Annotated in this window: 12 protein-coding genes; 4 read left to right on the top strand and 8 right to left on the bottom strand. The window is 43.7% G+C overall.

What is annotated here, in order from left to right; all coding sequences use genetic code 11:
* The first annotated feature begins 379 nt into the window (after positions 1–379).
* Together ABZD21_RS11680 and ABZD21_RS11675 are read left to right on the top strand one after the other, a co-directional pair.
* Complete coding sequence (locus ABZD21_RS11680; RefSeq protein WP_372775178.1) at positions 380–1,978, top strand: Eco57I restriction-modification methylase domain-containing protein; 1,599 nt, start codon at positions 380–382, stop codon at positions 1,976–1,978.
* The gene (locus tag ABZD21_RS11675; RefSeq protein ID WP_372775177.1) at positions 1,926–2,861 is read left to right on the top strand and encodes a BsuBI/PstI family type II restriction endonuclease; all 936 of its coding nucleotides are present in this window, start codon (positions 1,926–1,928) and stop codon (positions 2,859–2,861) included. The genes ABZD21_RS11680 and ABZD21_RS11675 overlap by 53 nt, the downstream gene beginning before the upstream one ends.
* Positions 2,862–3,157: 296 nt before the next feature.
* Here the strand turns inward: ABZD21_RS11675 and ABZD21_RS11670 are convergent, their stop codons facing one another.
* The 8 genes from ABZD21_RS11670 to ABZD21_RS11635 form a co-directional block, all read right to left on the bottom strand.
* Positions 3,158–4,330 carry a hypothetical protein gene (locus ABZD21_RS11670; protein WP_372775176.1) on the bottom strand — a complete coding sequence of 391 codons (1,173 nt, stop codon included), beginning with the start codon at positions 4,328–4,330 and terminating at the stop codon, positions 3,158–3,160.
* Positions 4,331–4,356: 26 nt separating this feature from the next.
* A complete protein-coding gene (locus ABZD21_RS11665) occupies positions 4,357–5,043 on the bottom strand; it encodes an ABC transporter ATP-binding protein (RefSeq protein WP_372775175.1) in 687 nt (228 codons plus the stop codon).
* 157 nt (positions 5,044–5,200) lie between these two features.
* Positions 5,201–6,421, bottom strand: coding sequence for an ABC transporter permease (locus ABZD21_RS11660; protein ID WP_372775174.1), 1,221 nt, complete (start codon positions 6,419–6,421; stop codon positions 5,201–5,203).
* A 21-nt stretch (positions 6,422–6,442) separates the two neighbouring features.
* Positions 6,443–7,666 carry an ABC transporter permease gene (locus tag ABZD21_RS11655; RefSeq protein WP_372775173.1) on the bottom strand — a complete coding sequence of 408 codons (1,224 nt, stop codon included), beginning with the start codon at positions 7,664–7,666 and terminating at the stop codon, positions 6,443–6,445.
* A 77-nt stretch (positions 7,667–7,743) separates the two neighbouring features.
* Entirely contained in the window at positions 7,744–8,109 is a 366-nt protein-coding gene (locus tag ABZD21_RS11650; protein WP_372775172.1) for a four helix bundle protein, read from the bottom strand.
* Between the two features lie 100 nt (positions 8,110–8,209).
* On the bottom strand, positions 8,210–8,959 hold the full coding sequence (locus ABZD21_RS11645) for an outer membrane lipoprotein-sorting protein (protein ID WP_372775171.1): 750 nt from the start codon (positions 8,957–8,959) through the stop codon (positions 8,210–8,212).
* Positions 8,960–9,408: 449 nt separating this feature from the next.
* The gene (locus ABZD21_RS11640; protein ID WP_372775170.1) at positions 9,409–10,266 is read right to left on the bottom strand and encodes a mechanosensitive ion channel family protein; all 858 of its coding nucleotides are present in this window, start codon (positions 10,264–10,266) and stop codon (positions 9,409–9,411) included.
* 18 nt (positions 10,267–10,284) lie between these two features.
* A complete protein-coding gene (locus tag ABZD21_RS11635; RefSeq protein WP_372775169.1) occupies positions 10,285–11,076 on the bottom strand; it encodes a DUF432 domain-containing protein in 792 nt (263 codons plus the stop codon).
* A gap of 40 nt (positions 11,077–11,116) precedes the next feature.
* Between ABZD21_RS11635 and surE the strand changes: the two genes are divergently transcribed.
* Both surE and ABZD21_RS11625 read left to right on the top strand, forming a co-directional pair.
* Positions 11,117–11,989, top strand: a complete 873-nt coding sequence (gene surE, locus ABZD21_RS11630) for a 5'/3'-nucleotidase SurE (RefSeq protein WP_372775168.1) — start codon at positions 11,117–11,119, stop codon at positions 11,987–11,989.
* Entirely contained in the window at positions 11,989–12,285 is a 297-nt protein-coding gene (locus ABZD21_RS11625) for a hypothetical protein (RefSeq protein WP_372775167.1), read from the top strand. The genes surE and ABZD21_RS11625 overlap by 1 nt, the downstream gene beginning before the upstream one ends.
* Positions 12,286–12,348 lie beyond the last annotated feature (63 nt).

The following is a 12,348-nucleotide window of genomic DNA, read 5'->3' as shown; positions in this document are numbered from 1 at the left end:
TCACCGCATTGACCTGAAAGGTGAATCGCTGAGAAAAGGAATTTTAAAGAGTGAAAATTAATTTTTTGTATAATTGCACCATCTCTCAAAGTGGCACGGTTTCAACCGAAATGTGTGGCACGGTCTGACCGAAATAGCCACATATTTCAGAGCGGGGTCGGTGCGGTTCGTAACGGCGGATTCTCGCATCGCCGTTCCGTGTCCTTCGGACAGGAACGCGCTCCGAAGTCCGCCTTGATAGTATCTACCAAAGGTTGTGTTTCATGGTAAGAGCGACATGACGACGCGCATTTGTAAACTCCGTCCCACAAGCTGATGCTTCAGCTTACAAAAGAGCCAGATTTTTGCCAACGGATCTAAGATTGATTACTTTTGTATAATGATAGAGTTGAAAGAAAAATATAAAACACCTTCTGAATTTGCTGAGTTTATCGGGCTTGAATACGCATGCTCTACATCTGATAAACATAAAAAAGATAACGGACAATTCTTTACTCCCAAACAGATTGCCGACTTTATGGGAAATTTAGCAAGTCCCAAATCAAATAAAATTTCAATACTTGACCCTGGATGTGGTACAGGAATTTTGACTTGCTCATTAATCGAAAAACAGATTCAAAAATCAGGCATAACGGACATAGACGTTTCGCTTTTTGAGACAGATGAAAATGTTTTAGCGGTTACTCAAAAAGTAATCGATTTTCTGGCTTCATGGCTGGCAGAACGGAATATCCAATTAAAATATCAAATCAATCGAACTGATTTCATAATAGAAAATTCTAAAGTATTCAATGTATCAACTTTGTTTGGATTTGAAAAAGTGAACCAGTACGATTATATAATTTCTAATCCCCCATATTTTAAGATATCTAAAACCGACAAAAGAGCAATTGCAGCAAAAGAATTAGTATATGGTCAACCGAATATCTATTCTTTGTTTATGGGGGTGGCTGCGAAATTATTGAAACAGGATGGAGAATTAATTTTTATAACACCTAGAAGTTTTGCAGCAGGAAATTATTTCAAAGCTTTTAGACAATCTTTCTTCAACGATGTAAGTATCTCAAACATACACATCTTTGAATCCCGAAATAAAATGTTCAAGAATGACAATGTCCTCCAGGAAAACATTATTCTTCGTGCAACAAGAAAGACAAATTCGGAAATAAAAGTCACTGTTTCTGAATGCGATAAAGGTTTGAACAACCCAAAAGAAAAAGTATTTAAAGCCAATTCATTAATAGATTTAAAATCAAAAGATAAGATTTTATTTATTCCTTCAAACGATAAGGAAATAAGCACGATTGAAATTTTTAAGAAGTGGCAAAACACGCTGAATGACTTTAATATTCAAATTTCTACAGGCCCTGTTGTTGCATTTCGGTGTACTGAGTTTCTGAAAGCGGAAGGTGTTATAAATGGTTCACTTTCGCCATTAATTTGGCTGCACAACATCAAAGAAATGGAATTTGTTTATCCACTTCAAAAAGGAAAAAAACCATGTCTTATTGTTAATTCAGAGGAATCACGAAAAGTTCTGCTCAAAAACAAAAACTATATTTTACTTCGCCGATTTAGCTCGAAAGACGATAAAAGCAGGTTGGTTTGTTGTCCATTTTTCTCTTCAAATTTTGAAGCTGAAATGGTTGGTTTTGAGAACCATTTAAATTATATCCATCGTCCAAACGGAGATTTGTCGGAAAATGAAATCTGGGGAATTTCTGCACTTTACAGCAGTAGTTTGTTTGATACATATTTCAGGACTTTTAATGGCAATACTCAAGTTGGTGCAACCGAATTAAAACAGATTAAAATGCCACCTTTAAATGATATCGTTTTAATCGGTAGCAAAATAAAAGAAATTAATAATCTTGAGAAACAGGCTATTGATACAATTGTTAACGAAGTCCTTTTAGAAGAATCTTATGTCAAAAATACAAGAAGCACAGGTGATTTTGCGAGAGTTGGGGTTGCCTGATGCTCAGCAAAATGAAATTTCTGCTTATACTTTACTTGCTTTGTGCAATATCAAAGAAAATGACAAGTGGTCAAAAGCTTGCAGGAAAAGTCATGGCGTTTCAAAAGGAATAATGAATTTTATTTCTGCGAACTATCAAAAAGAATATGCTCCAAATACCAGGGAGACCTTTAGGAGACAAGTTCTACACCAATTTGTACAAGCAGGTATTGCCGATTATAATCCAGACATTCCTGATTTACCAGTAAATAGTCCTCGTGCACATTATGCTATTTCTGAGATTGCTCTCGAAACAATAAAAACTTACAGAACAAGGATTTGGAAAAGATCATTAGAAAACTTTAGTTCTAAAATCGGAGGTTTAAAGGAAAAATACAGTAAAGACCGCGAGATGTCGAGAGTTCCGCTAAAACTTTCAGATGGTAAAGTTTTAATGTTGTCACCAGGAAAGCACAATGAGGTTCAAGCTGCGGTTGTGGACGAGTTTGCTTCACGATTTGCACAAGGTTCAAGATTACTTTATGTAGGAGACACAGAGAAAAAGGATTTACACATAGACAAAGAAGCTCTTGAAAGGATGGGAATTCCGATTACAGAGCATAGCAAATTGCCAGACATTGTAATTTATGACGAATCAAAAAACTGGTTGTATCTAATCGAGGCTGTAACTTCACATGGCCCAATGACTCCGAAAAGAATTGTTGAATTGGAAGAATTTCTGAAAGATTGTAATGTAGGAAAGATTTATGTTTCTGCATTTCCAGATTTTTCAGAGTTCAAAAAGCATACTGCTGAAATTGCGTGGGATACTGAAGTTTGGATAATGGAATTTCCAGAACATATGATACATTTTAACGGTGACAGATTTTTAGGGCCGAGATAATATGCCGACCCTTCGCATACATACACATTGCCAAGTCACTCGAAAAAGCAAGCGCACGGATCTAAGCTTGTCAAATAGTGTGACTGTCCAAACACACCGGAGTTAGCAACGACGTTGCAAATTGAAAGATATATTGACCGAGATGAACAAACACGCGACGGAAAAACAATTAAGCGTTCGGCAAGTGCGCGACACGTTGGCTGAACCGGGTGTTGATGCAACCCGGGATTAATAGCCGAAACAAGGATTATAGGTTTTTCCCGGTTCAGCGGATTTCGGCCTTTTCACAAAACGCTCTAAAAGCTCCATTTCAAGCGGGCAAATGCCAATTGGCCGATGTCGCCGTATTCGCTGGCATGGTCGCCAAAAAACAACTGGGCAGACAGCATAAACTCCAGATTGGATTGCAGCGAGTAGTTCAGTGCCGGCCCCAGGTAGGAGGATCCATCGGCCGGATTGATGATGACTGAAGCATTGGCGGCGAACAGTGGTGTAATTGGGTAGGAGCATTGGGCAAAAAGCTCGTACTTGCCAAACGACAATGACTTGGCCGAGAGGTTGGTGTTTACGATCGGACTTAGGCTAGCAGCTGTTCCGTTGTTCCCGAGACTGTTGTAGAGCGCGCTAACATGAACATACAACGAATTCGCGAATGTGTAGTCGGCCGACACGGAAGCTACGGTTGCCGATTCGGATTCGGACTTTGACTTGCGGGGAATAAACTGGCTGAATTCGCCGCGAAATCCGGCTCCCAGAATATCACCGGCCCATCCAAATCCGGCAACCAGATCGGTTCCAACCCATCCACTCATCAATTGAATGTCGTAGTTCAGGCGCGAGAAGCGGTACAACGCGGCCAAAGCCATTTCGCCGGTGTTTTCGCCCAGTTGGTACACCAGCTCTGCCGACGATGTTGGCCCTGTGTAGTATTGAACGCGTAAGGCGTCGGTCCCGGGGCGTTCTTCATAATCGAAATCGAAATACGAGTAGGAGTTGAACAGGTCGTTGGGATTCCAAACCAAGTTCAGCCCCCAGTTCACCCGTTGCCGACCAAGTCTAACTTGCCAGCTGCCCGAACTCCAGTCCACATAAGCCCGATCAATCATGCTGTGCAGAAACCAGGAGTCGCCGTTGAGTGGTACAAACGATAAATCAACGTAGCCATTATCGGTATCGATGTACGATTGATAACCTGAAAAGTAGTGAACCATATTGCCGGAAATTAGTCGGTTGCGGTTTTCGATAGCCACGGTCAGGTGTTTTGTGGCTACCCATTCAAAATTAAGCCGGTTATGGATGGTGTTTAGATGCAGGTTTTCGGTCGCCATTCCGGGGATCTGCGGCTCCGGATGATAATACATAAACAGATCTTTCACATAGCCCGCAAGTGTCCAGTCGCGATCCTGACTACTGGCAGGTAGCGCCAGCAGTAGAAGGAATGTAAAAAGGAATGCTGTTTTTGGGTTCATCGTTTGGTTCGGTTTCAGTGTCGCTGTTATTCTTTTTGCAGGTCGCTAATAATTTTGCCGTCTTCGAGGGTCAACACGCGTCGGGCTTTGGTGACCACTCGCTGGTCGTGAGTGCTGAAAATAAAGGTGATCTTTTCTTTGCGGTTCAGTTCTTCCATAATATCCAACAGGTTGGCTGTCGATTTTGAGTCGAGATTAGCTGTAGGTTCGTCGGCCAATACAAATTTGGGGTTCGAAGCCAAAGCCCTTGCTACGGCAACCCGTTGCTGCTCACCACCGGATAGTTTAGAGGGGCGGCTATTGATGCGGTCACCTAATCCAACCTGCTTCAGTAGGGCGATAGCTCGCTGTTCCCGTTCTTTTTTCGGAACTTCCTGCAGTTGCATGATAAACTCCACATTTTCAAGGGCGGTCAATACCGGGATCAGGTTGTAGGCCTGAAATACAAACCCGATGTTCCGGAGTCGAAAGTCGATTAGCCGCGACGATGACAGGGCCCGAATGTTGGTTCCGCCAATGCTGATTTCGCCTTCGGTGGGTTCATCCAGTCCGCCAAGCATGTTTAGCAGTGTGGTTTTGCCCGACCCGGACGGCCCAACTATGGTGGCGAATTCACCCTGCTCAAAACTCAGGTCAACCCCGTTTAGGGCATTCACTTTCACTTCGGTGGAGTCGTATATTTTTTTCAGATTTTTTACTTCAATAACCTTCATAGTTCCTGGTATTATTGTTCGTAGTCATTTGCTCAATTGTTATTCAATGTTGCCTGGTTAAGGGTTTGAAAAAAAAGCTTTGTGCAACTCTGTAGTTAAGAACCCTGTAGGAAATAATTAAATCATAGCGTTTGGCAGAGCTACTTCTTTCTCGTTCCTACATATCAATCCGGATCGCTTCGCCCGGTTTTAGCCGAAGGGCTTTTATAGCCGGAAAAATGGATGCGATGATTCCGGTGATGATGACCATCGCTGCAATTTCCAGAGAAATGGACCAGGTTAGCCGGGTAAAAACCACGGAGTCGAAGCCCATCGATTTGTAGGCTGTCGACCAGGTTTCAAGGTCAATTCCTTTCGCCCCGAAATACAGGTTTAAGAGCCAGCCCAATAAAATACCGCAGAAGCCGCCAACGAACGAAAGCATCACCGTTTCGAGCATGATCATGGCGAAAACCCGGATTCGGTTCATCCCAATAGCCATTAACATGCCCAGTTCCTTTGTTCGTTCCAGAACAGCCATCAGCATGGTGTTTATAATGCCAAAAAGCAGCGCGAGTAAAATGATGCCGATAAATACGAACATGGTCAGCCTAAAGCTGCTTTCCAATAGGTTAACTTCGGGCATAATTTCGCGCCATGTTTTTACATCTACTAGCGGTAGTTCGCTTTTTAATTGTTGTCCAATAGCGGCAAGATCTTCATTTCGATTGAGTAAAACCGCAATTTCGTGCGCACTATTTTCGTTGGTCGCGAGCAGGCGGTGGAGGTCAGTAGCCCGAACAAAGACACTAAGCTCGTCGAACGCGGTATTCGAGCTTTCGTAAATTCCGACCACTCGGTAGGCGGCTCCGGTTATATGGCCGTGCATATCCTGCAGCGTAATCACCACCTTCGACTTTAGTTTCACTTTCAGTTTGTCGGCAAGTTTCCGGCCAATAACGATTGGGTTCCTCTTGTTGTCTTCAAAATAAGTGCCTTCAGTTATTTTCGTATGCAGATTGGTAACCAGCGCTTCCTTTTCAGGATTAATGCCGGTGACTTTCACCCCCGAACCTGTTGTGGGCGACTGGATCATGGTGTTTACAATAATTCGGCTGCTGACGGCTTTCACCTCTTTTTTACGTTGAATGACCCGAACAACAGAGTCGGCAGAGGTGATGATGAATTTCTTATCCGGATTAGTCAGGAAGTTGAGGTGGTGGATTTGAATATGCGATGCTTCCGTTTTTATTGCCGAATTTATCCGCTGATCCAGCATTCCTTTGTAGAATGCCATGTAAAAAATCCCCGAGGCCAGACCAAGTGTCAGCGCGATGATGATGACCAGGCTGCGGGTTTTGCTTCTCCATATATTTCTCCAGGCAATTGCTACTATCATGGTTGGTCGGTTTATTTTGAATTAGGTTCGAAGTGCTCGTGTCAATTTCATTCCGTAGGTTTTTACCAGCGGATAGATGAATACGATCAGGGTTAGGATGAAAATGATGAGTATCTGCCGGGCAAAGATGAACCACCCGGCCGAGAAGTACATGGCGGCTTCAAATCCAAATTCTTCGTAGGCTTTGGCCGCTTCGCCCGACAAAGGGATGGGGTGAACAACCAGGTAGGAGATGAGAGGGAGACTGACAGCAAACCCAACGATCACGCCAATTAGCCCAAGCAGCGCGGTTTCGAAAAAAAGAATGGTGCTCAATTGGCTTTTTTGCATGCCGATTGCAACCATGATTCCCATTTCTTTGCGGCGTTCGGCCATCATCATTATTACGGTTCCAAAAATCCCGAACCCGACAATGGCGTATAAAATCCCCTTTGTAATGTAGGCGCCCGAGCGGTCGGCATCGATCATGTTTTTGGTTAGCGGATCCATTTCATCCCATGTCATGATCTCGTAACGGTCTCCGAATTCCTTTTTCAAACGATGATGAATTTTCGCCACTTCAGAATAGTTGTCCACCATTAAAACCAGTGAACTAAATTGGTTGGGTATGGAGAAGAAATCCTGAGCCGTTTGCAGATCGATATAACCACCCATATTATTTAAGGCCGGCGAGGGAAACTTCAGAATTCCCCGAACCGGAAATAGGGCGGCAGCGCTAATGCCGTGATATCCCTGACTTATCAGAACAAGGGTGTCGTTCACTTCAACTCCCAGGTTTTTGGCCAGGTTAACAGGCAGTAAAATACCATCGTCGCCCGGCTTAAGGTAGTTGCCTTTTATTACCCAATGCGAAAGATTACTCAGTTGGTTTTCCTTTGTCGGGTCGACACCGATCAGAGCCGCTCCTTTGGTGTTATTGCCGTACGACATTAGTGTAAACGACTCGAGACGCGGTACATAGGAGCTAATATTCGGCGCGTTTGTCAGAGCCTCCGTCAGGCTGTCGTCGGGAGTGAAGCAGTAGTCGATGGTTTTGTTGTCCCAGTATTCCGGGTGATGGATCTGAATATAGCCGGAATAAAAGCTGACCACATTGTCGATCATTTTGGAGTACGTTCCCTCCTGCATGGAAGTCATGAACGTGCTGAGCAAAACACCGAAGAAAACAGAAGCTACTGTGATGACGGTTCTTTTTCGGTTTCGCCAAATGTTTCGCCAGGCCAGTTTAAGATTCGTCGGGATCATATCGAAGGATTGAAGGATTTAAGGATCGAAGGATTGACTAACTGACGGATTGAATAATTGGAAGTGCACATGATTTCTTAGTTTGAAGTTTTTCTGGCAGCGGCCATGATTTTCAGGATCTCCAGGCTTTCCTGGTGTAGCGTTTTAGTTGGTTCATTATTGCTGATCTCCGATAGGATTAACAGATCGAGCCACATCTCAGTCTCGTCAGCTTCTTCGACAATGATGCTCAGCTTAGCAAAAAATTCATTCTTCGACCGCGCTCGGCACGCAGCTCGATAGTTCGCGTAAACAGAACTGCCGGAGCGAATTAGTTGACCTTTTAACGTTTTCGATTCCTGTGAGTATGGAATTTGTTGAGTCAGCTTTAGAAGATCAAGGACAAATGTTCTTAAGCGAATTTTCATTTCATTTCGAAACCTAATTTGATCTGGTGTTGCCATTATTTTAAGATTTTGAGGTTGTTGCTGTGATTGATTGCAGGTGTTTTACTCTTCGTTCAATTCAATCCATCAGTCCATCAGTCCATCAATCCATCAGTCCTTATTTTATCCTTTTCATATTTTGAATAGAGAAGAACGATTCGTCCAGATCGACGTTGAATTTGATCTGCTCAAACACCATACTTGTTTTTTGACCCGGTTTGTCCTTCGGAATCATTTCCAGATGTGTCGGCATCATCCGGTCGTCCATCAACCTGATCTCCGATAGAATTTCGGTGTTAATAAGCTCATCATCTTCATCGTAGAATTCGGCTTTTAACCACAAAAAATCGTTCATAGTAATCCACATCAAAATTTTCCCCCACACTACTGCAGCTTCTTCGGTGGGGATTAGCTCTATTTTAAAGCATTCATAGTCCTCTAGTTGCTCCGTGCCAAGCAGCTTGTGGGTGTAGTCTTTTACCAAAGAGGATTCTTTCACCAGATCGTCGTTCGTAAAGTCAGAACCCATCCACGACTGCATCATCATCGATGGAGGGATTTTAATGGTTCGTTCAATGCTGGGCATCCAGTTCCACATTTCGTTTTCGCGCTTCAAAAACACCTGGCCTCGCTCTTTCGCGGGCGCACTAATGTAAATCAACGAATAGTCGGTTCCCAATGTCCAACTTTTCATCTCAATTGTGCGCGACCAATTAGAGCGTTGAATGGTCATGCTCATGGTTCCCTGGCTCGACTGTCCTCTGAACTTTTCATCCGCTCGTTTAACGATTTCTTTGATGTCGATGTCCTGTGCCTGAATAAACAGGCAGGCAGCAAGAAGCGGGAATAGTGTTAGTATTCGTTTCATGATTGATGTTTTATACCGGTTTCGATAATCCGGAAGACTTTGTTGATCGTTTCCGGTATCGTTTTTCGCTTTTAATGTTGCAGTGACTGTCGGTCAGTCTTTTTGAGGCGTTGGCTGGGTTGGACGTCTGGTTAATGGAAGTGATATGAAAGCCGTTTTTGGCAAAGAGCTCAAGCGCTGCATTCTTCGTGATTTGCTGCTTGCCCCTCCTGATTTGTTCATGTTGTCCTTCTGAACGTGGCATATCTTTTTGAGTTTTGACTGAACGGTTTGTGAAAGTTAAACCATCTGAAAATCAATTCAAAAAAATATATTTTTAATCGGACATTTAGCGGTTTAAAACATATAAGAGCAGAAAAGCAGACGCCCGGTATGTTGCCGGGCGTGTAAATACGGGTAGTCCGGAATGGCCTTTGGCTGGAAACAAAGCGCTGCGACAAGGAATGCTTTTATTTGGTAGGCGCTTGTTCGCTTGCTTGGTTTGGCATCATTTCTACCGGAAAATTTTTGGTGGCTTCACCGGCATACAAGCTTACATGCGGGAATGGAATTTCGATTCCTTCGCGATCAAATGCTTCCTTAATTTCAATCATCACACTGTTTTTGACATCGCGGAAGTTGTTCTTTTCAAACCAAACAGCGAAGAGGATATCAATGCTGCTGGCGCCGTAGCCTTGTATTAAAATCAACGGATCGGGTTCGTCGAGGCAAAGCGGATTTTTACGGGCTACTTCTTTCAGCACTTCAAACACTTTGCGCAAATCTTCTTTATAGGCAACGCCCACCGCAATGTCCATCCGGCGGATGGGGACGCGGGTGACATTGATTAACTCGGAACTGATCACCGTTTGGTTTGGAATACGCAGCAGAAGATTGTCGTACGTGCGGATTTTTATGCTTAGCAGGTCGACCGAATAAACCGTTCCTGATTTATCGCCAATGCGCACCACATCACCCAGTTCGAACGACTTTTCCGATACCAGAAAGAATCCGCTGATGATATTTCCGATACTTGTTTGTGAGGCTACCCCAATGATGATACCAACAACTCCGGCTGCACCAAACAAGGCGGTAATGTCGAATTTTAATTCTCGCAAAACCATGAACGAAAGCAAGGTGTAGCCAGTGTAAACAATGATCCGGTTGATGATCATTCTGGATTGTTTGCTGAGTCGTTGCGTTATACTTCGTTTCACAATAAAAGCTAATCCCTGGATGATGATCACCGAGATTAAAATTAAAAAGCCGACTCGAATAATTTTATCAAAGGTCTGTGGATTCAGGTATTTTGAGAAATCAAAGTCCATATTTGTGTGTGTTCGCGGTTATAATTGAGTCATTTGTTTAATGAAGTGAAAGCTGTGGCCCAAAATTGTTCGGTTGGAAGCCTGTCTGGCTTTTCCGACTAATACAGGGTTGGTTCCATGAATCGTTTTGTCTGTGCCAATTTGCAGGTTGCCAACCTGTCCCTGTCCTTTGAATTCAATTGTGGCCGTATCGGCTATCAGTCTGGCGCCAACCTGGTAAACATTCATTATTTCAACATGTACCAACAAGCGTTGAAGATCAAGCAACTGGGTGCTATTGTTTTGAATGTTTAAAGGAATTAAAATCTCGTATTCTGCAGTTGGTAAATCGTTAGCCTGTAGCGCGAAAAGACTTCCACCGGCGAAAGCCGGAGTGCCACTGTCTGGCTCTCCGAACCAGGTATCGCTCAGGCGTTCACTATCTACTTCGGTTAACAGGTGGTCGGCATCGGTTTGTTTGTAGTACAATTGAATGCTCAATGGAACTTTTATGTACAAACGCATCGATTGGTGTTGCCGGATAATGATTTTCGTATTTGTACGAAAAACAATCGGTTTGGCCGGTAGGGTCGGTTGCAGGATCAAATTTGTTGATCGTCCGGTTTGATAAATGTTGGCATCAACCAAGCTGGTAGCTTGTTCGAGCGAGGAAAGGTTAATCGTTGCCGATTTTTCACTTAGTTTTTCAGTTTTTATGGCCCATCCTCCGGAGAAATACTGAAGGTTCAGCTGGCTGTATCCACAAGCTAATTGGAGAATTTGATTCGTTTTCCCTTCGTGTTTCCCCCAAATTGTTTTTCGATTTTGCATGATCCTTATTTCGTTGGCTTCACACAAAAATAGATTTATTTTGAATGAATTGGTAGTGCAATCGGGCGAAAGGGGAAAAATAAAACAGCAAGCTCAGCCCTTATTCTTTTTGATGAGTGTATATTTGTGTCCGTTTAACAATGCTGAAAAAATGAATGATCGTCCCCTGATATTGGTAACCAACGATGATGGCATTTATGCCAAAGGGTTGAAGGAATTAACAGAAGTGATGCGACTGTTTGGCGAAGTGGTGGTGATTGCCCCCGAAGCTGCCATGTCGGGCATGTCGAATGCCATTACAACCGGAAAACCTTTGCGTGCATCGAAGGTTGAGGAAGAGGAAGGGTACATTTTGTACAAATGCAGTGGCACCCCGGTTGATTGTGTAAAAATGGGTTTTAATCAGTTGCTCGATCGTCATCCCGATTTTGTTGTGTCGGGAATCAATCACGGCACAAATTCATCGATTAGTGTGGTTTATAGTGGAACGATGGGAGCAGCCATTGAGGGTTGCCTGCACGGAGTTCCGTCTATCGGGTTTTCGCTTTGCGACTACGATGCCGACGCCGATTTTACCCGCGCGAAAATGTGGGTAGCCCGTATTTTTCAATCGGTGGCTCAAAATGGTCTGCCTCATTTTACCTGTTTGAATGTAAATATTCCGAAAGGCGAAGTGCGTGGCGTTGAGCTTTGCCGGCAAACATCGGGGAAATGGGTCGAAGAGCTGGAAAAACGGACCGATCCGCACCAACGCGATTACTACTGGCTGAGCGGATATTTCAAGAATTTTGAGCCGGAAGTAGCCGGAACCGATATGCATGCACTCGAAAATCAATATGTTTCGGTCGTGCCGGTAAGTGTGGATATGACTTGCCATCAAACACTGGAGCAAATGAAAAGCTGGAGGTTTTAATGGCATCCCCGAGAAATCGCAACAAAATGGGCTTTGGCTTTTCACTGGGCATGTTGTTTCCGGTGGTGGCCTTTTGCGCCTTTTATTTTTTGAGCAAGCAGGAAGTTCCGCTTTCAGACTATCTGATAAGCCTTTGGCGCCTGGGTGCATTGCTGAAAATTGTAAGTTTGTGTGTTCTGCCCAACCTCATCTTATTCCTGTATTTCTACCGGATAAAATACGACATGTCGGCTCGCGGTGTGCTCATGGCCACGTTTGTGTATGCTTTTGTGATTGTGCTGTCGAAAGCCTTCTAAATAGGCTGGTTTAGAGTAGTTGGCAGGGTGAACTCCAAGCTCCCGGAATGAGTTTCTGCTCCC

The sequence above is a fragment of the Mangrovibacterium sp. genome (assembly GCF_041596335.1).
Classification (GTDB): Bacteria; Bacteroidota; Bacteroidia; order Bacteroidales; family Prolixibacteraceae; genus Mangrovibacterium.
Note: the sequence above shows the minus strand (reverse complement) of the source record. Positions and strands in the feature narration are given on the sequence as shown.

What these genes read in the sequence shown, in the direction of transcription:
- ABZD21_RS11625 (WP_372775167.1), top strand. Translation starts at nt 11,989, where the DNA reads ATGGCATCCCCGAGAAATCGCAACAAAATGGGCTTTGGCTTTTCACTG.
- ABZD21_RS11645 (WP_372775171.1), bottom strand. Translation starts at nt 8,959, where the DNA reads ATGAAACGAATACTAACACTATTCCCGCTTCTTGCTGCCTGCCTGTTT.
- ABZD21_RS11640 (WP_372775170.1), bottom strand. Translation starts at nt 10,266, where the DNA reads ATGGACTTTGATTTCTCAAAATACCTGAATCCACAGACCTTTGATAAA.
- ABZD21_RS11680 (WP_372775178.1), top strand. Translation starts at nt 380, where the DNA reads ATGATAGAGTTGAAAGAAAAATATAAAACACCTTCTGAATTTGCTGAG.
- ABZD21_RS11675 (WP_372775177.1), top strand. Translation starts at nt 1,926, where the DNA reads ATGTCAAAAATACAAGAAGCACAGGTGATTTTGCGAGAGTTGGGGTTG.
- ABZD21_RS11655 (WP_372775173.1), bottom strand. Translation starts at nt 7,666, where the DNA reads ATGATCCCGACGAATCTTAAACTGGCCTGGCGAAACATTTGGCGAAAC.
- ABZD21_RS11670 (WP_372775176.1), bottom strand. Translation starts at nt 4,330, where the DNA reads ATGAACCCAAAAACAGCATTCCTTTTTACATTCCTTCTACTGCTGGCG.
- ABZD21_RS11650 (WP_372775172.1), bottom strand. Translation starts at nt 8,109, where the DNA reads ATGGCAACACCAGATCAAATTAGGTTTCGAAATGAAATGAAAATTCGC.
- ABZD21_RS11665 (WP_372775175.1), bottom strand. Translation starts at nt 5,043, where the DNA reads ATGAAGGTTATTGAAGTAAAAAATCTGAAAAAAATATACGACTCCACC.
- ABZD21_RS11635 (WP_372775169.1), bottom strand. Translation starts at nt 11,076, where the DNA reads ATGCAAAATCGAAAAACAATTTGGGGGAAACACGAAGGGAAAACGAAT.
- ABZD21_RS11660 (WP_372775174.1), bottom strand. Translation starts at nt 6,421, where the DNA reads ATGATAGTAGCAATTGCCTGGAGAAATATATGGAGAAGCAAAACCCGC.